Origin of the sequence: Dehalobacter sp. DCA (genome assembly GCF_000305775.1) — a bacterium.
Lineage (GTDB): Bacteria > Bacillota > Desulfitobacteriia > Desulfitobacteriales > Syntrophobotulaceae > Dehalobacter > Dehalobacter alkaniphilus.
In genome coordinates this window covers 82,835-105,587 of the sequence record NC_018866.1, presented here as the reverse complement: position 1 = coordinate 105,587, position 22,753 = coordinate 82,835, and the positions used below count along the sequence as shown (strand labels likewise).

General features: G+C 47.9%; 24 protein-coding genes. 3 read left to right on the top strand and 21 right to left on the bottom strand.

Annotation, left to right across the window (positions count from 1 at the left end; translation table 11 throughout):
* Nucleotides 1-54 precede the first annotated feature (54 nt).
* A complete protein-coding gene (locus tag DHBDCA_RS00500; RefSeq protein WP_015042169.1) occupies nt 55-252 on the bottom strand; it encodes a hypothetical protein in 198 nt (65 codons plus the stop codon).
* A 91-nt stretch (nt 253-343) separates the two neighbouring features.
* Between DHBDCA_RS00500 and DHBDCA_RS00495 the strand changes: the two genes are divergently transcribed.
* Nucleotides 344-622: a hypothetical protein gene (locus DHBDCA_RS00495; protein ID WP_015042168.1), complete on the top strand. Its 279-nt coding sequence runs from the start codon at nt 344-346 to the stop codon at nt 620-622.
* 5 nt (nt 623-627) lie between these two features.
* Here the strand turns inward: DHBDCA_RS00495 and DHBDCA_RS00490 are convergent, their stop codons facing one another.
* From DHBDCA_RS00490 to DHBDCA_RS00445, 10 genes are all read right to left on the bottom strand, one after another.
* Nucleotides 628-1,467, bottom strand: a complete 840-nt coding sequence (locus DHBDCA_RS00490) for a hypothetical protein (protein ID WP_015042167.1) — start codon at nt 1,465-1,467, stop codon at nt 628-630.
* Between the two features lie 74 nt (nt 1,468-1,541).
* Nucleotides 1,542-1,820, bottom strand: coding sequence for a glutamyl-tRNA amidotransferase (locus tag DHBDCA_RS00485; RefSeq protein WP_242824997.1), 279 nt, complete (start codon nt 1,818-1,820; stop codon nt 1,542-1,544).
* Nucleotides 1,821-1,872: 52 nt separating this feature from the next.
* Nucleotides 1,873-3,636, bottom strand: a complete 1,764-nt coding sequence (locus tag DHBDCA_RS00480; RefSeq protein ID WP_015042165.1) for a VirD4-like conjugal transfer protein, CD1115 family — start codon at nt 3,634-3,636, stop codon at nt 1,873-1,875.
* On the bottom strand, nt 3,623-3,814 hold the full coding sequence (locus tag DHBDCA_RS00475; RefSeq protein WP_015042164.1) for a hypothetical protein: 192 nt from the start codon (nt 3,812-3,814) through the stop codon (nt 3,623-3,625). Before DHBDCA_RS00475 ends, DHBDCA_RS00480 begins: the two co-directional genes overlap by 14 nt.
* A gap of 12 nt (nt 3,815-3,826) precedes the next feature.
* The gene (locus DHBDCA_RS00470; RefSeq protein WP_015042163.1) at nt 3,827-4,726 is read right to left on the bottom strand and encodes a hypothetical protein; all 900 of its coding nucleotides are present in this window, start codon (nt 4,724-4,726) and stop codon (nt 3,827-3,829) included.
* A gap of 6 nt (nt 4,727-4,732) precedes the next feature.
* Nucleotides 4,733-5,533, bottom strand: a complete 801-nt coding sequence (locus DHBDCA_RS00465; RefSeq protein ID WP_015042162.1) for a DUF3801 domain-containing protein — start codon at nt 5,531-5,533, stop codon at nt 4,733-4,735.
* Entirely contained in the window at nt 5,484-6,881 is a 1,398-nt protein-coding gene (locus DHBDCA_RS00460) for a relaxase/mobilization nuclease domain-containing protein (protein ID WP_015042161.1), read from the bottom strand. Before DHBDCA_RS00460 ends, DHBDCA_RS00465 begins: the two co-directional genes overlap by 50 nt.
* Before the next feature lie 3 nt (nt 6,882-6,884).
* Nucleotides 6,885-7,214, bottom strand: a complete 330-nt coding sequence (mobC, locus tag DHBDCA_RS00455) for a plasmid mobilization protein (protein ID WP_015042160.1) — start codon at nt 7,212-7,214, stop codon at nt 6,885-6,887.
* Nucleotides 7,211-7,621 (bottom strand): DUF3849 domain-containing protein, encoded by a 411-nt coding sequence (locus DHBDCA_RS00450; RefSeq protein ID WP_015042159.1) that lies wholly within the window; start codon nt 7,619-7,621, stop codon nt 7,211-7,213. Before DHBDCA_RS00450 ends, mobC begins: the two co-directional genes overlap by 4 nt.
* 545 nt (nt 7,622-8,166) lie before the next feature.
* Complete coding sequence (locus DHBDCA_RS00445) at nt 8,167-8,433, bottom strand: DUF6809 family protein (RefSeq protein ID WP_041226320.1); 267 nt, start codon at nt 8,431-8,433, stop codon at nt 8,167-8,169.
* Between the two features lie 266 nt (nt 8,434-8,699).
* On the opposite strand from DHBDCA_RS00445, the gene DHBDCA_RS15935 reads away from it, so the two are divergent.
* Nucleotides 8,700-8,798: a helix-turn-helix domain-containing protein gene (locus DHBDCA_RS15935; protein ID WP_343217387.1), complete on the top strand. Its 99-nt coding sequence runs from the start codon at nt 8,700-8,702 to the stop codon at nt 8,796-8,798.
* Between the two features lie 498 nt (nt 8,799-9,296).
* Here the strand turns inward: DHBDCA_RS15935 and DHBDCA_RS00435 are convergent, their stop codons facing one another.
* The 5 genes from DHBDCA_RS00435 to DHBDCA_RS15635 form a co-directional block, all read right to left on the bottom strand.
* Nucleotides 9,297-10,142, bottom strand: a complete 846-nt coding sequence (locus tag DHBDCA_RS00435; RefSeq protein WP_015042157.1) for a nucleotidyl transferase AbiEii/AbiGii toxin family protein — start codon at nt 10,140-10,142, stop codon at nt 9,297-9,299.
* Entirely contained in the window at nt 10,139-10,735 is a 597-nt protein-coding gene (locus DHBDCA_RS00430) for a type IV toxin-antitoxin system AbiEi family antitoxin domain-containing protein (RefSeq protein WP_242824934.1), read from the bottom strand. Before DHBDCA_RS00430 ends, DHBDCA_RS00435 begins: the two co-directional genes overlap by 4 nt.
* 89 nt (nt 10,736-10,824) lie before the next feature.
* Nucleotides 10,825-11,769: a DUF3991 and TOPRIM domain-containing protein gene (locus DHBDCA_RS00425; RefSeq protein ID WP_015042155.1), complete on the bottom strand. Its 945-nt coding sequence runs from the start codon at nt 11,767-11,769 to the stop codon at nt 10,825-10,827.
* 10 nt (nt 11,770-11,779) lie between these two features.
* On the bottom strand, nt 11,780-16,852 hold the full coding sequence (locus DHBDCA_RS15640) for a DEAD/DEAH box helicase family protein (RefSeq protein ID WP_343205470.1): 5,073 nt from the start codon (nt 16,850-16,852) through the stop codon (nt 11,780-11,782).
* Nucleotides 16,853-18,165: 1,313 nt separating this feature from the next.
* Nucleotides 18,166-18,507, bottom strand: coding sequence for a TnpV protein (locus tag DHBDCA_RS15635; protein ID WP_081580492.1), 342 nt, complete (start codon nt 18,505-18,507; stop codon nt 18,166-18,168).
* 28 nt (nt 18,508-18,535) lie between these two features.
* On the opposite strand from DHBDCA_RS15635, the gene DHBDCA_RS15630 reads away from it, so the two are divergent.
* A complete protein-coding gene (locus tag DHBDCA_RS15630) occupies nt 18,536-18,772 on the top strand; it encodes a hypothetical protein (RefSeq protein WP_081580491.1) in 237 nt (78 codons plus the stop codon).
* A 53-nt stretch (nt 18,773-18,825) separates the two neighbouring features.
* On the opposite strand, the gene DHBDCA_RS15625 is transcribed toward DHBDCA_RS15630, so the two are convergent.
* The 5 genes from DHBDCA_RS15625 to DHBDCA_RS00400 form a co-directional block, all read right to left on the bottom strand.
* The gene (locus DHBDCA_RS15625; protein WP_242824933.1) at nt 18,826-19,005 is read right to left on the bottom strand and encodes a hypothetical protein; all 180 of its coding nucleotides are present in this window, start codon (nt 19,003-19,005) and stop codon (nt 18,826-18,828) included.
* Between the two features lie 359 nt (nt 19,006-19,364).
* Nucleotides 19,365-19,664, bottom strand: coding sequence for a hypothetical protein (locus DHBDCA_RS00415; protein ID WP_015042153.1), 300 nt, complete (start codon nt 19,662-19,664; stop codon nt 19,365-19,367).
* A gap of 12 nt (nt 19,665-19,676) precedes the next feature.
* On the bottom strand, nt 19,677-20,291 hold the full coding sequence (locus DHBDCA_RS00410; protein WP_015042152.1) for a hypothetical protein: 615 nt from the start codon (nt 20,289-20,291) through the stop codon (nt 19,677-19,679).
* A gap of 590 nt (nt 20,292-20,881) precedes the next feature.
* On the bottom strand, nt 20,882-21,796 hold the full coding sequence (locus DHBDCA_RS00405; RefSeq protein ID WP_041225753.1) for a ParB/RepB/Spo0J family partition protein: 915 nt from the start codon (nt 21,794-21,796) through the stop codon (nt 20,882-20,884).
* Nucleotides 21,774-22,595: a ParA family protein gene (locus DHBDCA_RS00400; protein ID WP_015042150.1), complete on the bottom strand. Its 822-nt coding sequence runs from the start codon at nt 22,593-22,595 to the stop codon at nt 21,774-21,776. Before DHBDCA_RS00400 ends, DHBDCA_RS00405 begins: the two co-directional genes overlap by 23 nt.
* Between the last annotated feature and the right edge of the window lie 158 nt (nt 22,596-22,753).

Here is a 22,753-nt window from a genome sequence, read left to right as displayed (position 1 = left end):
ATTCAATCGCCTCCAAATAAAAAATAGCACCTAAATAAAGCGCTATCAGAATTTTTATCGTTCCTGCCGGTTTTCTTTGTGCTTTTCTTTCTCTTTTTGGATCTTAAATACCAATTCGTCAACCTTGCGGTTCTGAGACATAAAAGCCTCGTCCTCCCTGAGGGGGATACCCTTTTTCATGGCTTCATCCCCAAGTTTATGGAGTTTTTCCTTTTCTTTTTCCAACTTTTCGTTTAAGCTTTCCTTTTTCATCCCGGTACCTCCTTTTGTCTTAATCAGCGCAATACCCTTCCATTTTTTTCCTTACTGCGTCATAATGGAATCAGAAAAGGAGGGTTAATTGATGTTGTACGTATCGATCTGCATATTTTTGTTGATGTTCGTGTTAAATTTCCTGTTTAAAATCGCGTCGTTTTTCCGGTTGGGTATTCCCCTGCTTTATGCCTTTGTCGTGCCGCTTTTCTTCACGGATTGGCTTCATAATAATGAAGCCCTCGCCATGGGCATCTGGTATGTGCTGATCGGTCTTGTCTTATTGAGCTGGATTGTAAGCATCCGCAAGAAAATCCGGTGCAGACGGGAGCTGAAGGAGAGCCGGTATAATGAGGACATCAATACTTGACAGCCTTACAGTCCCATCATCTCCCGCACCACGCGGTCGGCCATTTTCACCGCGCCGACCAGCACCAGCATATTAAAAATCAGTTCCCCGACGTAGGACCATACCATGGTCACGGCGCTGGCGCTGGTATCCACCACCGGCGGGGAGGACGCAAAAACGGAAAAAATAATACAGGCTAGGACAATAATCGCCCCTTCCAGGCAGGTGGCGGCATAGCCTTTTAAAAAAGATACGCCAATGCTCTGGCTCGGCTCCCCTGCAAAAGAGGACAAAGGCACGGGGGCAATGGCGGTGTATAAATAGAGTTTAAAAAACCTGCCGTACACCGTCATGATCATAATGAAAGACAGCACCGTGATAAACAGGCCGCCGATCAGCGTCACGGCCCATAAGGGGATGCTCTCGAAAAATCCACAGTTCTGAATCGCTTGGACGATAGGTTCCGGCAGGACGGATTGGTCAGCCGTCCCGAAGCCGGCACTGCTCATGATGGTAGAGATAATCCCCTGCACAATGTTGAAGAGCGCCATCATCAGATCCAGCCCGTAGGTTACGACGGCTTTGGCCAGGGCGAACCGGATGAAAAGCTTCAGGGCGTGTTCCGGCTTTTTGACTTCCGCAAAGCTGCCGCAGGTCTTGGCCACGCCGATGACAAAAAACAGTACCAGCAGGGCAAGACCGATGGCCTGCAGCGCGCCGTGAATATTTACGATGACGTTCCAGATACCGCCGCCTTTAAATTCCGTGGGCGATTGGGAGATTATTTGGAAAATCTCCACCAGCTTTTCGTTCCATGTTTGCAGGGCGATATTCAGATTGTCGATTACCCAGTTGCCGCTTGACACAGCGTAATCACCTCCTTAAGTACATTGGGGGAACAGGCTTTTTCTTCGTCTGTTCCCCTTAAACGTGTGACGCTTCATCCGCCTGTAATAAGAGTCAGAATCTCTTTGGCAAAGGTAATAATCACACCGCCCGCCAGGGTCAGAAAGCCGTTTGCCCGCTGGGACGGGTCATGAGATTTGAGGGAAAGGCCAATTTGCACAATGCCGAAGCCTAGCAGGATCATCCCGATGGCGCGGATCAATCCGAAGATAAAATCGGACAAGTTGTTGACGACGGTTAGCGGATCATTTGTCGCATAAACGGATAAGGGAAAGAGGGCAATTATTAGCACGAGTACGCTATAAACAGCAATCGTCCTTTTTATTTTTTAGACATTTTCAAAAGATAATACCTCCAGATATTTTTTAGGATTGCAACAGGGTTTCGAGTTCTTCCTCAGAGAGAAGCTCGTAATCGCCTTCTTCGTTTAAGGTTGTGGTTTTCCAGTCCAGAGCGTTTTCCGTACCTCCATGCCGGTACGGCTCACCGCCGCCGTCAACTGTCAGCTTTAAATTGGGATGTTTGAGAATATTGTATTTGTCGTCCATAACTGCCCGTTCGCCCCGGATGAACAGCAGGGCATAGCGGTTGTCCAGCATCCGTACTTCGTCGGGAGTCAGAAGCTCGCGCCCCGACAACTGGTAATTGGTAGAGTAGCTACCGTTCCTGCCCCGGCTCTGTCCGTAACTGTTTACGTCGATGGTTTCCTTTCCTAAAAGCTCGGACACATACTTATGTGTAGATTGCTCGTTGCCTCCTAAATATAAAAACTCGTCGCAGTTGCCGACAATGGACTCCCAGGTATCTTTGAACAGGGCTTTCAGCTGCGCCAGATTTTGCAGGATGATGGACACGCTAATCTCCCGGGAACGTACGGTGGAAAGCAGCTTGTCAAACTCGTCCGGCAGGGCGACATTGCTGAATTCATCCATCACAAAATGAACATGAACTGGAAGCCGCCCGTCGTACACGTGGTCGGCAAGGAAATAGAGCTGCTGGAATAGCTGCGTATAAAGCATTCCGACAATGAAATTAAAGGACGAATCGTTGTCGGGTATTACGGCAAAAAGCGCTGTTTTGCGCTCTCCGATGAACGGCAGCTCCAATTCGTCCGTGGCGGTAATCCCGGCTATGGAGGCAAGGTTAAACTTCTCTAAGCGGACACCCAGGCTGATCAGAATTGATTTTGCTGTTTTGCCCGCCGCCAGCTTGAAGATGTTGTACTGCTTGATCGCCAGGTGCTCCGGTTCGCGCATTTCCAGCCGTTCAAACAACTCGTCAAGCGGGCTTTGGTATTCCTCGTCCTCCTCCCGGACTTCGGCAGCGGCGATCAATTCCATGACCATCGGGAAATTCTGTTCTTCCGGCGGCGCTTCGTACAGCAAGTATAGGATTAAAGCTTCCAGCAGCGCGGTTTCAGAGCGTTCCCAAAAGGGATCGTTGGTATTGGAGCCTTTGGGCGTGGTATTGCGGATCAGGTTAGTCACCAGCTTGAGCACATCCTTGTCGTCCTGCAAATAGGCAAAAGGGTTGTAGCAATACGAAAGGTGCAGGTTGATAAGATCAAGTACCTTGATTTCATAGCCCTTTGCTTTCAGTAAATTTCCCGAGTCCCGCAGGATTTCGCCCTTGGGGTCGAGCACGACAAACGAGGTGTTGGCCTGCATAACATTGGGCTTCGCGTAAAAGCGGGTCTTGCCTGAGCCGGAGCCGCCTACCACCAGCACGTTTATATTTCTTTTGTGTTTTCTGCCGTCCAGACCGATGCGGACATTCTGTGTCAGGATTTTATTCCTGTGTCGGTCGTTATTCCTGTATTTTTTGTTGACAGCCGCCGCCCCTCCCCAGCGGGCGCTACCGTGTTCCTCCCTTCGCCGGTAATTGCGTTTAGTGGAAAGGTAAATTCCGATGCCAAGACCATAGGCGGCTATAAACAGTAGAATGCATTTGGGCGTATCCTTTACCCACTCAATATCAAAAGGACTATTCATTGCCGCAGTGAGCTTGGCAAGAATCTCGGGAAGCCCTCCCGATAAGGCAGGAGCAATCAGTAGAGCTGCCCACACAACAGGAATTAAAAAAACCGCAAAGAGTATGAATTCACTCTTTGCGGTATCAGCGCGCTTCATCTTGTTTTCTGCTTTTCAGCCTTTTTGTTGGAGCGTCAATTGTTTTAAGTAGCAGTTCGTCCACTGCATCGGTCGGACGTTCTTCTTTAATCAGGTCGTTCCTGAGTTCATTTAAGGCATTCACTACTATGCCGTGTTCGTAAGTGTCAAGGGTGAGTGCCCGTTCCTCATCTTTCATGCCACATTCCTCCTAACGTACTGGTTCCTTCCGTAAATGCTCTCTCTGCTGCGCCAGCATCCGGTTCATCCTGCCGCAAATTTCACCGGCAGCTTCCCTTATGACAGAAAGCTCGGCGCGGATTTCCTGTGCATTCATGCCCTTCAGCATTTCCGGAGCGCGACCAAAGCGGTATTCGCCCGTATCTACGCCGTACTGCCTGCAGAGCATATAGGACACAGAGTAGGCGTGGAAGGCATGATCAGTTCGGCTGTAATTTTCGTTTCCCGTATCCATTTCCGCATGGGCAAGCTCCTGGGACAGAGTTCGAAAGATATTGCCTGCATCCATTCCCCTCCTGATTTGGATTTCCCTTACTTCCGGATAGTACAAGGCGTTAACACCTTCCGGCAGAGCATCGCTGATTCGAATCGGCACGAGCGCGTGTTCCATCAGGGCCTTTAGGCGGGTGCGCTCATCCGAAACTAGCGCAGGGTCTTGCCTTTTGCGGTTTCCTGTCTGGGAAATGTCAAACATCTTTTTCGGATTGTAGCTGATGCCCACGGAACCGTCTTCGCGCTGATATTCATCGCCCGGCTCCAGGATATAAAAGCCGCTTTCCTTTTTGCGGATGAAAATGCCTTGCTCCTTCCATGTATCAAAATCCGCAATTCGGGTAGCATCCGGCTTCTGCGCAAGGATTAAAAGAACGTTGGCCACGCTGTAACGGTCAAAGCGGCTTTGCAAATCTAGATATTTTTGGTAAGCAACACCGTCCTGCGCTACGGTTCCCGCCGCATCGTCGATTATGGAATAAACCAATTCCCGCTGTTCCTGTTTCTGCTGCTTCCATGCCTCTTTGTCAAAAGGCAGGCCGTTTCCGGGGATAGGCTGTTCATTTTCCGGCCTGAACAGGTCGTCATAAGTACTCATCAAGACTTACCTCTCTTTCGGTTTTAATTTTGGAGATTTTGATTTTCGCCTCTTTGGCTTGGCGTTCTGCTTCACGGCTTGGGCTTGTTCTTTGACTGGTTCGCGCTTAGGTCTTGCCGCCTGTTCCTTTTGAGCGTCCTTGATTTTCCGCAGTTCTCCGCGGACGGATTCTCTTGGCGGCTCAACACCCTCGGCGGCTTTCCCGCTGCGCTCGGAGATAGGCTCGGACGGACGGGATTTCTCCGTCGTCGCCGTCGTGGGGTTTGGGTTTCCAACCGGTTCTGCGGTTTTTTCTTGTTGAGCCGGTTTTGACATCAGCTCATTCAAAAAATCCTCGGTGCTTTTCTCGGCTGGAGTAACTTTGACGGCAGGCTCAATACGGGATTCTCGGGCGGCTTTAGTTTTCTCGATTTCACTCTTGATGCTTGCCGTATCCACGGTGGCCAGCTTAAATCTTTCCACAATGCGGTTGATCTTGGAAGCGTCCTCCGCCCGCACCATGATATCGCACATCCCGTCCAGGCTCTTTTTGTCCCTCAGGGCGCAGTATAGAACGCCGTAGCGTTTGGCTTCCTGACAAAACTTTTGTAAATCATCGTTTTTGACCGCAAAGACTTTTAGCTCCTTGCCACTCCGCAAAAGCCCCTCCAGACGAGTTTTACCTTTGGTTTTTTTCTGGTCCTTCAGGACGGCATACAGGTAGGTGGCAAGGTTTTTAGCACCTTCGCCCGAGATTTTGGCAAATACTTCAATCCCTTTAAGACTCATATTGACGATTTGGTCTGCTGCGTCGGCTCCGCTGTTCATATTCCTTTTCCTCCCTTCTTAGCTCGTTTTCCTCAAGGCTTATCCGGGACAATTTCTTCTTCATTACCTCGGAACGGGACAGGATGCCCGTGCAAAGTTTCACCTCCTTCCCAAGCAGAGACAGCTTCTTGGAAAGTCCCGCAATCTGCTGTTTGCAGTCCGCAACCTGCGAATCGTCTTTGCATCGGCGCAGGCGGTGGTAAAGAGATTTACGGTCGCCGGATAAGGCTGTCATTTCTTGCTCCAGCTTGGACTGATGGGTGGAAAGCTGCTCTTTGTTCTCAATCCGGTGGATACATAGCAGCTTTGTTTGAGCAGTCAGTTCCTCCATGTGCCGGATGTCCTCGCGCAATAAAAAATGCGTCCGTTTGTTGGACGCAGATTGTTTCGGCAAAATGCCCATCTTATATAGGTAGTGAAAGTATAACGCCCGCAAGCCTTTGAGTTTTCTAGCCTTTTTAGGATTGGGCCTGCTTCTGGCGATATAGCGTTTTCGTTTCGGCTCCGGCAGAACTTCCTGCCGCTTCGGGGTACGGTTCTTAAGTATCCGTTGCTTGATGATTTCCTCGGTATAATCCTCCCCAATGGTCTTCAGCCGGACAAACCGTTCCTTCCCCTGCGGACGCACCGCTATATATTTCACGCCCGTCTTTACTTCGTAACCCTGATTTCTAAGAGTGGAAATAAACTGGCTGAAGGTCATGGATGCGGAGATTGCCTCGTCCACATCCTCACGGATGAGTCCCCGCCAGGTTGGTTTGCCTTCTTTCTCGGCTTCCCACTCGGCGTAATGTTTGGATTTACCCTCTTGCGGGTTTTCAATGACGGACAGAGAGTATTCTCTGCACAGCCGGTCGGATGCCTGTCGCATGAGGGCATAGGTGGCCTTGTTGTCGTAATACCGCATCCCGTCCGCAAAAGATACGGAATTGAGTACGAAATGGTTGTGCAGGTGGTTTTTATCCAAATGGGTGGAAACGATAACCTCAAAGCGTCCGCCCCAAAGCTCCTGCGCCAACTTTACGCCGATGGCATGGGCGGTTTCGGGGCTGGCTTCCCCTGGCGCAAAGGACTGGTAGCCGTGAAAGGCAAGAATGCCGTCCGTTTTCTGGAATTGCAGCTTGGTCTGCGACATCTGCACATAGGCAATGGCCGGATCACAGTTGATGCCGTCAACATAAAACTGCTTTTCGGTCTTGTCGTCGCGTGCGGTGTATTCCAGCACATTCAGCAAGCTCTGAAAATTTGGGCTTGCAAAATCCAGGTTCTCGGTTTTGTTGGGATTTGCGGCATAGTTTATTACCCGATCAAGCCGGTCTGTCACATCCCATATCGCTGTTGCCGCCATAGTTCACTCCAGCTTTTGCGGCGACGTGACCGCAGCCTGAATATCCAGCACGACCTTGCGGAGCCGATTGGATTCATACTGAAACACAGTCCTGTCGATATGACCTGTGGCATTTGCCTTTGCCGCAATCTGATTCAGGTTGCCGCCGATGGCGTGAAGCTCCCTCATTATGACGTAGTAGTCGGGCGGAGGAAGCTCTTTGGGCACATAGCCGTTTATTAGGGTGCGCAGATAGGTTTCTTTGGAAAGCCCTGTTTTTTTGGCATTAGCTTGAAGTTTTGTTTTCTCTTCTTTGTTGAGCCACACCTGAACACGAATGTTGCGTCTTCTCATCTCTCCGGCTCCTTATGTTTGGGATGGGCAAGCTCTTTTTCTTTTTGCATAGCAATCCGCGCCGCCTGATTTAGAATGACGGGATGCTCATACAGAGACAGGGCAAAAATGCGCATCGGCTCTTTCTGTTCTGCAGGTGCTGGTTGAATTGCCGGATAGCGGTTTGCCCATGCTTTAATCTCGCCCGAATAGCGCCCGTCCCACGGAGCTTCCCTGATGGTGTTGGACAGCAAAAGGGACACATGCTCCAAACCATGCGTCCCGATAAGCTGTTCCATAAACTCCCTGAATGTGTGATTGTTGTAGGCCTGAGATAAGGCATAGTCATCCATCATTGCCTTTTTGCAGTCCTGTAATTTGCAGTAGTATTCGTCACGCCAACGCTCTACAGTGTCATAATTTCTCATACCTTCTCCTCCCTTTCGTATCAAATGTTGTTTTTGAAAAAAACATAAAGGCGGAGCCAATGGCGTCGCCTTATAACTAAGCATTCATTTAGTAATTAGAAGGCCGCTGTACGGGGAGTGTCACTCACTCAGAGTACGGCGGCCCGGTCTCCGCGAGCGCTTTGATGTGCCATCATTCATGGTTCCGTGCATGGGCACATGAGAGCGCGAGCAAGACGGAATAGGAATACCCGCGAGCCCGGTATTCTTTTTGGGGTTTTAGGGGGTATCCCCTAACAAGCGAATTTGGGAGACCAAATTCAGTGCTTGCTGCAACACAAGACACAGGTCTTGTGTTGGAATGAAAGTTACGGTTGGTTTCAGATATTACCGACCGAAAAGAAAAGTCCATCGGTCATCGTTCGCACTCCCAAAAACCAAAATATTTGATTACAAAGATAAATGGGGAACAAAAAACCCGATCAACATTTCAGTTAATCAGGTAACTGTATACAAAAATAAAATTGTGATTTCTGAATCAATTCTGAATTGAAATGATACTATGGTCAACTAGGATACGAGTGATTCATAATAAGCTTTACGGCATCCTTGAAACCCTTCTCATAGCAAACCTCAGAGGTAACAGACCCTATACATAATGAAGCTCGTTCTATCTTCTCTATTAAATCTTTTTGCTCCTGGCTGATACCCGTTTTTGTTAACTCGTGCCAAGAATCACCGGCCTCATCTAGATATTTGTGGTATTCAGCCTCGTTTCTAATCATTTGATTTAGATTTTCATCATGATTGTTAATAAGGCTTAAAATTGACATACACTCTTCCCCCAAATAAATTAATTCTTTAATCTACTACATATCGAATATATTCTATTGCAAGTTGTATATTTGGTCAATTCTACGTTTTAGATTTTCTTTGATTTTCTTTGATATCTTATAGATTTTCTTTTATAATTTTGGAAAGGAGAAAAATACTATGCCTTTTACTTTTAACCCTTTATGGAAAATATTAATTGATAAGAATATGACTCGCGAAAACTTGAGAGTTGCCTTAAGGTTTTCTCCGTCCACCATAGGCAAAAATGAGCAAAGGTCAAAATGTCTCTTTAGATGTTATTGAAAAACTATGTAAGTATTTAAACTGCCAGCCGGGTGACTTGATGGAATATATACCTGATTAGATAGGCGTTGTTTATATTGTTCTTTTTTCACGGACAAATTTAGATACTAATATACTAGTAATGGGTGCCTTATGCTTATTAAAGTAGGACAGTTTTCTAAGGATGATTTATCTTTGTTCTTAAATGTGACAATGGCTAAAATCATTCAAAATATTGAAGCCAGAAACGGCAAATTAAAATCGTTTGATCTTAATTTCAACTTTGAGAACTCTAAATACACGCTAACCGAGAGAGACATAGGTGCTTTTAGAACAAGACTAAAGAAGTAAATAATGCACGAATTTTTTCCATTAATGGATATGCTATTATTATCCAAAGAAACATGCCTCTTTAAAAAACCTGCACGTGAAAATATCCTGTGTAGGTTTTGTTTTGTATATATAACATTCAAGGGAATTCATCTAACTGCCAATATTCAGAATAGATTAATGTTCTTATTGCATATAAAGAATACAAACAAACTCTAAACTTCAACAATTTAGAGTTTATTTGTATCTCTCAAAAACCAATTTCTTTGAAAATTTGGCTAATCGTATGGCAGACATCCGTAAAAGCAATGTCCTGTGCATAGTCAAAATCTGTTTGGTATTTTCTCCAGAAGCCTTTCAATTGTTCACTTGCGGCGATGTTTTCCATCGCCGTTTTGTAATTTGACATAATAGAAATGCTTTTTCGTTTGGAAGCAGTTTCCACTAAAGCGCTTTTCAACACCGATTTATCGCATTCATGGCCTCTGAGCTGATACAGAATGTAAATATCATAAAAGTCTCTTGGTCTTGTATTCGCAATTCCCCGGGTTATTACAGTTTCCAGCTTTTCCGCGAGCACCGTTTCCAGATTGTACGCCATGATTATGATCGTCCTGTCATCAAAAAGAAGTTTAAAAGAGTATTCGATTTCTCTGGGAGTGATTTTGTCTCCGGTCGTAACATCCACGGAAAGTGGAACAGCCAGTGGAGGATAATTGGCCCTCAAAGATACTCTGATTCCTGGATAATCATCACCTTCGCGGATATCGGATGTATTCAGCACTTCGAATTTGACATCATCCTCAATGGGAATGGAGCTTATTTCCTCAAAAATTCTCCGGATAGTATCATGGCTAACGTCAAATCCTTTTATTGTGGTATCCAAATCCATTGTTGCCCTTGTATCCAGCCCGACAATGGCAGAAATCAAGAATCCGCCTTTTAAAATCAGATTAGATTGATATTTGGATACAGAAATACGTTCCAACAGCCTTTCCATCATGTAGTTCTGCATGATAAGCTGGGCGGAAATGTTCTTTTCAGCGGCCATCTTTTTTATATATGCTTTCAATTGCATTGGATTGTTCGTTCTCATAGCAAAACCTCCATATAGTTCAGTATTTTAGGCTTTACCCGCACTTTCTCGGCATAGTCAAAAAGCTGCGTAATATTCTTCCCCGGCATCTTGGCATACTGCTTCATTGCCTGATTTACAATCTGAATGTCACAGGTGTTATTGCCTTTAACGATATCGCAAAGCGTCCGTTCCACATCGTACAGACATATCCGATTGCCACAGGGCGAAACGCCATTGGTCAACCCGAGTTCGTATAGATCCTGAACGGATTTTTTGATTACTACATTTTCTTCTTTCAAAGAATGCACATGATATCCATAGGGAAATGTCATGGTATATTTTTTGGGTGTCCTGTCCGTCAAGCCATGAATATACAAGGCCGTTTCGTGAGAAAAAATGCCTCTGCTGTACTTGTACTGCAATATATACATTTCATCTTCCCACATTTCCGGCTTGATATAAATCCCCCTGTCAACCTTGGCCAGGAACCCCATAACCAGCATTTTCTTCAGATAATGCCTTGGTATATTGGCCTCCGTAATCTGTGTAGTGGTAATTATTCCATTGTTTTGCGCGAGCATCTCTTGGATTTTTTCGATATTATCCATCATGCACCTCCTTTGCAGTACAAATACACTCTATATTATTTCATATTAGAGTGTATTTGTATACATTGTAAAGGAAAAGTGGTTTGAAATTTTTATCTCTCATGCAATGGATTCTTTATGACGGTCATTTTCAGATAGTCGTTATAATCCTTTCCGCGCTTTGGCGAATCGTCAAAAATAGTGTATTTAGACAGAAGAATGGTTTGAATCGTTTCTGACGCCTGTCGTCCGGCAGTGTCGTTGTCCAAATGCAGGGCAATGCCGTCAATTTGCGGGAAGTCTTTCAGGTATTGCATTAAAGCGGCAGGCGGGGTGCTTTCCCCAATGTCCTTTTTTGGTTTGTAAATGCCTGCAAGGGACAGGCAGGAATCCTCTCGCCAGTCCCTGCCTGAAAACAGCTCCAAAGTGCCGTAGGACATTAAGTCAACAGCACTTTCAAATACGTGCAGCTTGCAGCATTTGTTCCTTGCTGGAATGGAGAAGGAAAAATGCTTGTCGCTTCCGTTAGCTTCCCCCATAAACCTCCTGGCGGACGTCCCCCGGAGCGATGCGTACCGGGGAATGCCTTGCCGATCAAGACCGATAAAGACCGCGTTGTGGTAATTGCGACTTTCATACAACCGTTTAGTTTGGATGCAGTAGTCGATGATCTCCCGGTGGATACCTCGACCTGTCAGGTAGGTAATTACCTGGGCATTGTTTTCGTTTTTCTCCGGCAGAAGCAGCCTCTTCGGCTCGGTGGATATCGGCTTTTTTGACGGAATAGGCGACATTGCGGCCTGTCCGTCTATTTGAATTACCGCTTCGGGGAGGGAAAGGCCCCTCACTTTAACCAGGTAATCCAGGGCGGAACGCCCGCCGATGCTGTGCGACCACCAGCACCATTTTCCGTTGCTGATCTTCAAGCTATCATGGCTTCGTGTCGTAAAGACGCTGCCGGAAAAGTGCACCAGCTCCTGCGGCTCATAATATTTTAGATAGGTCAGCAGATCCATTTGTTTGGCCCGTTCGATCTGCTCAGGCGTAACATAGGTCATTCTCATCGCCTCATCTTTCATGGCCCACGGCCTTCTTTTCCTGAACCTCAAATTCTTCATCAGGCTCGCAGTCCAGGACTTCGTTTTCCCGTTTATCCATGTTGAGCAGGATGTTCAGTTCCGCCAACCGGGCAGATTTGCTTTGAAGCTCCTGCTCCTTTTCAAACGGGACGCCAATTTGCTCCTTCGCTGTTTCCATCTGGTGCTGGATCGTTTTCAACTGTTCTCTGCAATACTCCAGTTTTTTAGGCAATTCGCCTTGGGCGTTGTTAAGGCGGGTAATGTTGCCGTGAATGTCCGTACCCAATGTCACCGTATGGCTCAGAGCACCGCGCAGTGTGATCTGATACTTCTTGTTAAAGCTATCAAAAGAAAACAGCATCGGGAAGCCCATATAGTTTCCTAATTCCTGCGGCTCCGGTGAGATCATCAGTTTGCAGGCTTCGAGAATGGCCGCGCCTGCCTTGACTTTTTCGGCGTAATGAATGCCTTTGACAGTCATGCCCGCGAATTTGCTGTCCTCCGCACTGTCGGTATTTTCTTCAATGGGACCGGAAGTGCTGTGTAACTCGTACAAAGCAAGGTCTTTTTCATAGCCCACAATGCGTTCTTCGGTGAATTTGATCTGCTGCGGAAAGTGCTTGTACAACCGGTCCTCCAGCGCGTAACGCTGACTAAGATGGTTAGCTTTCAACAATTTCAGCTTAGAAACCTGAATGTCCAAATCCATCTTTTCGCGTATGTGCGGATTGCCGGTCGCCAGCGCCTTCACCTCCGCATAGGAAAGCGCCGTTTCGTCAATGTCCTCTGCGCTTCTCACGGGGGATTTGCTGGTCACGATCTGCGAAATGAAACGCTGCTTGTTCTCCAATATTTGATAGAGATAGGCGTCAAAGGTGTTCTCGGTGACATACCGGTAGATATGCACCTCGCCGTTTTTGTTGCCCTGCCTCACAATACGCCCGCTGCGCTGCTCCAGATCGCGGGGCCGCCACGGGCAATCCAGGTCATGGAGCGCAATCAGTCTATCCTGCACGTTGGTCCCGGCTCCCATCTTAAAGGTACTTCCAATAAGAACGCGCACCTGTCCTTTGCGCACCTTTGCAAACAGTTCTTTTTTCTTCGTTTCCGTGTTTGCGTCATGGATATAGGAGATTTCATCGGAAGGAACGCCTTTTCCAATCAGTTTCTTTTTTACATCATCGTAAACATTGAAGCTGTTGTCATAATGAGGCGTTGACAGGTCGCAGAACACAAGCTGCGTCAGCTTTTTGTCGTTATTCTCCTGCCAGAAGTGGAATATGCTGTCCACGCAGGCATTTACCTTGCTGTCCTCATGGTCGGGCAGCATTGGATTCGCAAGGCGCTGGTCAAGGGCCAGTTTGCGGCCATCATTGGTGATTTTGAGCATATTGTCCTCATACGGCTCCACCTCTCTGGCGCGTACTTTTTCCGCACGTTCCGCAAGCTCGGCCACCATATCCCGCTGAAATTCGCTTGGCTTCACCGCAACATTGTGGTAATTGGCTATCGGAACGGGGAGGTTGAGCATATCCGCCGTCTTGATATCGGCAACCTCTTTAAACATACTCATAAGTTCCGGAAGATTGTAGAACCGGGCGAACCTGGTTTTTGCCCGGTAACCAGTTCCCTCCGGTGCAAGTTCAATGGCCGTGACGGTTTCCCCAAAGGTAGAAGCCCAACAGTCAAAATGCTGTAAGCCGTTCTTGCGCAGGATTTCATATTGCAGATACCGCTGCATGGTGTACATTTCTGTAATGGAATTAGAAATTGGCGTTCCCGTGGCAAAGATAATGCCGCGCCCTTCGGTTAGCTCGTCGAGGTAACGGCACTTGGCAAACAGGTCGGAAGATTTCTGCGCCTCGGTCTGCGCCAGGCCCGCCACGTTCCTCATCTTGGTAAACAAAAACAGGTTTTTATAAAAGTCTGCTTCATCTACGAACATCCGGTCAACGCCGAGTTCCTCAAAGGTGACGACATCATCCTTACGGCTGGTGTCGTTAAGCTTATCCAGTTTCAGCCTTAGGGTCTTTTTGGTTCTTTCAAGCTGCTTAATCGCGTAACGCTCGCCGCGTTCATCTTTCAACTCCCGAATACCGCTGGTGATTTCCGCGATTTGTTCCTCCAACTGCTGTTTTTGACGCTCCGCAGAAATAGGGATTTTCTCAAACTGACTGTGCCCGATAATCACTGCGTCATAGTCGCCGGTGGCAATCCTCGCGCAAAACTTCTTGCGGTTTTTGGTTTCAAAGTCCTTTTTCGTCGCCACAAGGATATTTGCCGATGGGTAGAGCTGTAAAAACTCCCCGGCCCATTGCTCAGTCAAATGGTTGGGCACGACAAACATGCTTTTGTTGCAAAGCCCCAAATGTTTGCTTTCCATTGCCGCCGCCGTCATTTCATAGGTTTTTCCAGCGCCAACACAGTGTGCCAGCAGCGTGTTGCCGCCGTACAGGATATGGGCAACCGCATCCACCTGATGTTTGCGCAGGGTGATTTCCGGGTTTATTCCCGTAAAACGAATATGGCTGCCATCATACTCACGGGGACGGATGGAGTTAAATCGGTCGTTATAGAGCCTTGTCAGATGTTCCCGACGCTTCGGGTCTTTCCATAGCCAGCCTTGAAACGCCTCCTTGATGGCTTCCTGTTTTTGTTGAGCGATGGCGGTTTCTTTTTTATTCAGCACCCGCTTTTCGTTTCCATCCTCATAGACGGTATCAAAGATGCGCACATCCCGGAGATTGAGGGTTTCCTCGATGATCTTATAGGCATTGATGCGTTTCGTACCATAGGTGACGTTGGCCTTGATGTTGTCGCTGCGGTCGTCGCTTTTGCCCTTGACGTTCCAGTTGGCGGTATAGGTGGAGTAGAGAACATCAATGTACCGCTTATAGAGGTAAGGCGTTTCCAAAAACTCAAAGATAAAGTCCTTGACCACATCCGGGGGAAGCCAAGTCGCGCCCAGCCGGACGTCAATTTCAGAAGCGTCCAGATCCTTCGGCTGCACCGCTTCCAGCGCCGTGACGTTCACGCCGTAAATCTCCGAATGCATCTCGGCAAACTTCCGGGCTGCTTTCAGTTTTTCCCGCACGTTGCCGGACAGATAGGCATCTGCCGTTTCAAACATTGGCTTTTCTTCACTATCTAGCTTTTCAGGATTGCGGAAGATGACGCTCTGAAGGTCTTTTTCAAGTTGTTCATAGGAAAGGCCGGTCAAGCTCCGCATGAAGCCCATGTCTACACAGGCTTTTTCCGCGATAGAGATAGCCAATGCTTCGGTGGCGGTGTCCACATGGGAAATTACGGTGCGTTGCCGGATGGTGCGCTTGGTGAACATATCGGCCTTGCGCTCCATCTCTCCGTTTTCATCCAGAATTTCAAGGGAACAGAGCAGGCAGTAGGAGCTGTCGTCGGAAAACGCCATGTTGTTGCCGCGGCTGTTTAACAGTCCGTATTTGGCGGTAAAGGCGTCATACAGGCGGTTCAACCTGCGCTGCTGCTCGTGAATAGCCTCATCGCTGTAATCCTCGGTCTGATATTCGATTAAGTCCCTGACACAATCCCGGATGCCGATCATGCCCTTGATGCGGCCCTCTGCCGTGACTGAGGTTTCCACGCGGTTCATCCGACTGTTTTCACGGAAATAGATTCCGCCGTTCACAAGGCAATAGCTGAAATTGCGCACATTGGGGTCGGCAGGGATTGAAGTATCCTCGTCCTCGCTTATGTCGTCCATTTCGTACTCAGTGATTTCGGCATGGATACTGCTCATTGCCTCGCGAAGCTGGTCGGCAAGATCAGCGTTCTCATAGGGCGCACAAGTACATTCCTGCCGCCCGTATTGCGTGTTTTCCTCGGTGAGCTGTCCCAAAATCATGTCGGGATTTTGGACAAAATAACTGTTGACGGTGAAGCCTTCGGGAGTTTTGTCGAGATGCACCCAATCAGGCTCGATGTCTATCACGCGGTCGCGCTTTTGCAGGAAGATGATGTCCGCGACGACCTCCGTTCCGGCGTTTTTCAAAAATGCGTTGTTTGGGAGCCTCACAGCACCCAAAAACTCTGCCCGCTGCGCGATGTACTTGCGGACTTCGCGGTTTTGCTTATCCAGCGTGCCGCTGCTTGTAATAAATGCCACGATACCGCCCGGACGCACCTTGTCGAGTGTCTTTGCGAAGAAATAGTCATGGATGAGGAAGTTATGCTTGTCGTACTTCCGGTCCGCTACCTTGTAATTCCCAAAGGGCACGTTGCCGATGGCAAGATCGAAAAAGCTGTCGGGCAGGTTGGTTTCCTCAAAGCCCTGCACCGCAATGTTTGCCTGCTGGTAAAGCTGCTTGGCAATCCGTCCCGTAATGCTGTCCAGTTCAATGCCGTACAGCTTGGATTTTGCCATACTTTCGGGAACAAGACCGAAAAAGTTGCCGATGCCCATGGCAGGCTCCAGAATATTGCCGGTCTGAAAACGCATGTTTACAAGACAGGCATATATAGCCTTGATGACGGTGGGAGAAGTGTAATGAGCGTTTAAGGTGGAGGCCCTCGCAGAGGTGTATTCACCCTCGTCAAGCAGCTCCTTCAGTTCGGCGTATTCCTTCGCCCATGAGGAGTTGTTTTCGTCAAAGGCTTGCGGCAGGCCGCCCCATCCCACATAAAGTGCAAGAATTTCCTGTTCTTCGGCGGTTGCAAGACGGTTTTCTTGTTCCAGCCGGTTGAGCAGCCGGATGGCGGCGACGTTGTAGCCGTATTTTGTTTTTTGGCCACCCATGCCGAGGTTGTCGTCAGTAATATGGAAATTGATGTGTTCCTGTTTCGGCAGTTCAGGCAGCAGGTCAATGCGGACTCTGCCTACTTCGCTGCCTCTGGTTTTCTGCCAGATGGGTTCCTCCTGCCGCTCAAGTACACCACGCACAAATGCGATACTTTCCCTGCGGAAAATTGGGAAGCCCACACTGCGCTGGAAAGTAATATCCTGCAAGCTGACTGTTCCGGCTTTCTCGTCGATGCTGTCAATTGCATAGCGCCGATCCTCAATGGTAAATTCAATTCCCAAGGCCATTTCTTTTTTGGCTGGTTGCTTTTCTATTTCTCCGACTTCACCATCCGGCAGCTCCAGCTCAAATTCCACATAGGTTTTTTCGTGCTCGCTGCCGCTGTCGATGGTGACGGTATCGCCCTCGCAGGTGATAGTCATATCGCCGGTTTCACGCATCCATGCAGGTGCGCCGGGATCGTCGGCCTTAATGGTGTCCGTATCTCTTTTTTCTGTTTCTATTCTTTCTTCGGCTGATTGTTCCGTCGCAATAAGATGGTCGTTTAAAGGATTTTCCCGCAGCATCTTGTCAAAGGCACTCCGTGCAAGCTCCTTGCCAAGCAGCGGGAAGCTCACATTTCGGAGCTGCACCATACTTTCGTCAAAGGAAAAAATCTCATATTCATCAGCATCAATATAAACGGTATCGCCAAAAGAAAAGGCATAGCGGGCGTTTTCCCGTGGAGGCGGCTCCGGATCAGAAGGAACCGGTTCCCGATTCAAGATTTCACGGGCGTAGGCTTGCTCGGCAAGCTGTTGACGGCGTTCCTCCGTCTCCTGCTGGTAAATAGGCAGATGTTCCTTTTCCTTTCGGTTCAGGTAGCGATCGGCGGCGATCAGTTCGCCAAGGCGCTTTTGCACCTTTGCCCAGAGTAAAACAATCTTTGCATCCGGCCCGATGGTTTTTCCGCTGGTGAGGGTTATTCCCTTGCCATCATGCCATTCATGAATATCGGTGCCTGTCAGGGCGGGTGTCCGTCCGCCAATACCGTACTCATTTTTTAAAAAATCGGCGTTCTCTTTTGCGGAGGCATTTTGCTGAAATTGCAGATAAATCCTGTACTTTCCGTCCTGTATACCGCTTCCTTGCTGCAAAACCGAGTCAATAGCTCCCTGGGGAATCGAAAAAGCAGAGGATTTTTCGTCCTCTGCCTGTTCGATCAGGGTTATTTGCTGCTGCACCGATAGCAATGCCGGTTGCTCATCAAGAAATTCATTCAGCAGGATCATGCTTCCAATGTGTCCGGTAATAACGCCCCAATCATAGTGGCTCTGTGATGTTCTTGCGGCGTAGCTGCCCTCCCAAAGATGGAGAACATTTTGATAGGTCTTGTACCCAACGCGATGATCTCCGTTGATAGTCAGTTCTGTATAATCATTATTAAAAATACTTCTGATATACTCGATACGCTCGCTGCTATCATCAAAGGTGACGTAAAAGTCCACAATTTCCTGCTTTGTCGCTTTTAAGTGCGGGGTAGAACGGAGGATTTGGTTGATAAGTGATGAATCATGAAAAAACGGAAGACTTTTGTCCTCCGCTCTTCGGTCATACCACGCTAATTGTAAATCAGCTCCGTCAGCACTGTTTCCTCCGCCTGATGTCTCAGGCTGTTCATGTGTCCCACCCACGCCATTTGATTGCTCGCTTTGTCTGGTGCGGGGCTGTTCATTAAGAGTCTCGACGTGATCTGCTCGACGCGTTCCTTCGCCGTCCGGTCGATCTCCGCCAGGTGGCTGTTCAGCTTGACCGACAGCATCAGGCTGGCGTACATTCCTTTCTTGTGATTTTTCAGATATGTTTTGTGCAACATCCCATACTTGCCGATGGGCGCTTCTTTCTCCTGCAGTGTCAGATCGGGTATCAGGTAATCGCCCTGCTGCGTGTAGGTCAGTTCCATATTCACCAATCCTTTCGGGACTCATATTTTGCTTTACGCTTTCATTGTGACGCACATCCTGATTTCCTGCAAAGGTACGGCTTTGTTTTTTCTCCGCAAGTTGCTGTTCCTTGACCGTCGCGCCGATTTCACGCAGAAGCATTTCGGAAATGTCGCTGGTGGCAGCTCCCAAACGGGAAACGGTATCCAACGTATTGAAGTTGACAATACCCTGAAAATCCTCAAAAATCAGATATTCGTCGGCGGGATAGCCGCAGCGGACTAAGAGCATGTAGGCCACAGAGCTTTTCAGGACGTCCTTGAAGATTACTTCCACGTTCAGGTCGTCCAGTTCCTCCAAAAAGCTGTTTCCCCGGCAGTCAACCAGGTCGGAGAGATAATCGGGGAAATTGTCGTCCACGGCGTTGCGGGCGGCGGAAACCAACTCGGCAGGCAGTTCGCTTTTGTTGTCCAACTCACCAAAGGTATTTTCCAGCGTTTCCGCAACAGCTCCGGCATATCTGTCCTGCATCATCCAAAGCACAATGGGGCCATTCTGGCGGCTGTTGGTATCCGACACATCAAACACGTGGCGCAGAGCAAGACGGCTTCCGGTGTCTTCGATGAGGGCGATTCCCTTTGCGCCCCGGGTTATCCACCGGCCCAGCTTCTGATTCCAAAGCTCAATCGGAGCGCAGGCCGTTGCCTCGGGGCGCTGTGCATAGATTAAAAGCTGATCCTGAAAGGGATATTTGTAGTTCCATGCCGCCGTCTTCAGAAAGGCAGTCCAGTTGACAGGGTTTTTCACTACGGTATGTGTCGTCCTTTCCGAAAGCTCTGTAATCAGTTGCAGCTTCGTTGCCAACTCTTATCCCTCCTTATCTCTCCGGCTCCCGGCTTTTCTTTTCGGCATGTCGCACCGGCTTTTCGGATGCAACCTTTTCCTGCTGGAGGCTTTTCAAATGGTGGATTTCATCCAACGCCCGGTTGCACAAGTCTTCAAGGGCAGTTAGACGTTCATTGCAGTAATGCCCCCAGTAGTAATTCTTTTCACCCTTGTTGCATTTCCAGGTTACAAATTTGGCTGGAGCATTTTTGTTTTGACCAATGACAAATTCCTCGTTTCCGACGCTCAAACGATCGGTTATGGTATACCCTGCATTGTTTTCTTTCTCCATTCCCAGCACCTCCTAACGCACCTGTTCTTGCTTTTTCTGCTTGGCCTGTCTTTCGGCCTGTATCTGTTTCAGCCGTTCCTTTGCCCAATCAGGTAACTTTTCCGGCTTTACCGTACCTAAAATGTCCTCCCGGTTCCAGCGGGATTCTTTGCCGGAATAGAGGTTGACGGTGTAGACCGCTCGACCTCTGGAATTGGCCACAGCACCAAAGCCGCCCGTTGCCAGCACAAGTTGCTTGTCGGCGGTCCTAAATTCAGGACGCAGTCGTTCCGCACGAATAACCACTACCTTGTTTTCAATGCTTTCCCCGTAATCGTCAGGAATGCAGTGCTCTATGGTAAAAGGCTCCAAGGGAGTAGCTATCTTAGCCCGTTCCGCCTTTACAGCTTCAAGCTGCGCCGTCACACGGGTGGTAAATTCCGTCATCATTTCCAAATAATCTGTGCTTCCAACGGCTTCAAAAAAACAGTCAATCCCCAAAGGATTATCCCAAGTACAGTTGCACACCATATACGCGCAATCTGTTTTCCTGTCGTCCACCCCAAAGAGAATTTCCTTATCTCCAACACAGATGGCGTGTTTTACCTCATAGGTATCCACCGTCCGTTTTTCATCGTTCACTTTCATTCTCACTCCAATCCAAGCACAGAAAAAAGACGAAGTTGCCACTTTTTTCCGCCTGCCTTTATTTCATTTTTCTCCGGATGTGTATAAAGGACGCTTAGAAATTCCGGTTTTTCGTATTTTCAAATTGTTCTGAGTCCTCCTTCCATGTTGTTTTTGGTCATAAACGTAAAAAACCCCCTGTGTTTCCACAAAGAGCTGCTATTACCTGCCGAAAAAGAAAAGCGAATGTTTTTTGACCTCTTTTACAGACATTATCTACACCTTATCCACTTAATCTCCATTTAGCATCTACCCAATTCTGCTGTTGCCTTGTCAAATAAGGGTACGGAATGTTTTTGGGTTCGTCTGTTCTGTCTGTTCCACAAAAGGCTTTCTATATGTAGTTTTAGGAATATTACCTACTGATAGACAGAATATTTCTTTTTCGGCTGGTAAGCTTTTAGGGGGTGAGGTGTGGAGAGGGGGACGGCACAGAAACGCTTTGCGACGCCTGCAAAAAAACTGATAGACTACCCCCTTTGTATGACGCTTGGAAATTCATACGGAAAATATATAAGCCGGGCACTTTTTGCACACGGCAGGACTACATCTTATCGTTCCTGCTCTCTTTGCCGCTTTTTGTACCAGCTTTCCAGAAGCTGGACAATAAGGTCCTCCTTTTGCTTCTCGTTAAAGTTCTTAGGAAAAAAACGGTCAATGCGTTCACGCTGAATATTGATTTTTTCCTTTTGGTTTGGTTTTTCCTCCGTGAGAATGGAATAAATGACATCAGTATTCAGCCTGCCTTCCTGACTAAACTTCTTAAGCCGCTGCGCCTGAGATAAAGACGGAGTGTTCTCTTCCTGCTTCATCGTTGTAAGCAGCTCCACCTGTTCATTTTCGGTCAGGTAGGAGATTTCCACGGCAGGGTTAAAGGCAATCTGCTTTTCGTCCACCATTTCAAGGATGGGCACTATGAGTTCGGTTAAACGGATATAGCGGAATATCTGGTTTTTGCTTTCACCAACTTGTTCAGCTAAAACTTCACTTGATTTTTTCCCGTCCAACCTGTTCCCAACTTGGGAACAAGTTAAATCCGTCCTTTGTCCTTGCCTGTTCATGGCTTCCAGCTTCATTTTATAGGCAAGAGCTTTTTCGCTTGGCAGAATGCTTTCCCGTTGCAGGTTGCTGTCAACCATAGCGACAATTGCTTCGTCATTGTTCAGCTCGCGGACAATGCAGGGCATTGTTTCTTTGCCCGCCAGTTCGCTGGCTTTCTTGCGCCGGTGGCCGGCAACCATTTCATAACCACCGTCAGCTTTGGGCCGGACAAGGGCGGGGACTAAGATGCCATACTGTTTTACACTGTCCGCCATTTCTAGCATGGCTTCATCCGCCTTTACCTTAAAAGGGTGGTTCGGGAAATCGCTGATTTCCGATAAAGAAATATCCATGACCTTCTCGCGCTGTTTGTCCTCGCGGCTTGCATCCGTTTCAAAAAGTTCATCTACCGAGGTCAGCTTCATGTTTTTGACGTTGCTTTTTACCAATGTCCTGCACCTCCTTTGTGAAGGCTTGATAGGCCTTGGCAGCTATCCCATGCGGGTCGTGCGCGAAGATACTTTTTCCCTCTGCGCTCGTTTCGGCTGCCCGGATGGACAATGGGATTTCTGCTTTGAAAACGCACAGCTTGTCGCCGTAATCCCGCCGAAGGACAAAGGAAATATCTTTTGAAAAGTTGGTGCGGTTATCTACCATTGTAAGAAGAACGCCGTCAACCGTCAGTTTCGTATTGATTTGCCTTCTCACTCTGGCGATAGTCTGCAAAAGCTGCGTCATTCCTTTGGCAGGCAGATAGTGTGCTTGGACGGGAATGATCACGCTGTCCGCGGCAGCTAGGGCGTTGATGGTCATCATTCCGAGCGAAGGCATACAGTCGATCAGGATATAATCGTACTTCTGTTTGACGGCATTAATATAGCTGCGTAGCACCATTTCTCGGCTCATAGTGTTTACCAACGACACTTCGATGGCAGATAGTTCAATATTTCCCGGCATCAGGTCAACGCCTTCTTCTTGGCGCAGTATGCCTTCATCAGGATCATACTTCTCCTCGGTCATGATTTTTGTAAGGATTGTTGCCAAAGTTACAGGTAAATTGTCCGGTTGATGAAAGCCCAAGGAATCCGTTAGGTTGCCCTGTGCATCTGCGTCTACCAGTAGCACCTTTTTACCCTGTCTGGCAAGACCAATGCCGAGGTTAACAGCAGTTGTTGTTTTGCCTACGCCTCCTTTTTGGTTGGCGAGGGCGATTACTTTAGACATCTTGTTTACCTCCTTTAACGCAAAAAAGCCGCTTGCTTTCTTGAAACGATAAAGCAAACGGCTTCTTTACTCATTTTATATATGATAAAGAGAATGCCAGATAAGACCAGCATTCCCTTAATATTTTTCAATTAATGAAGAAGAATTTTAAGGCTTAT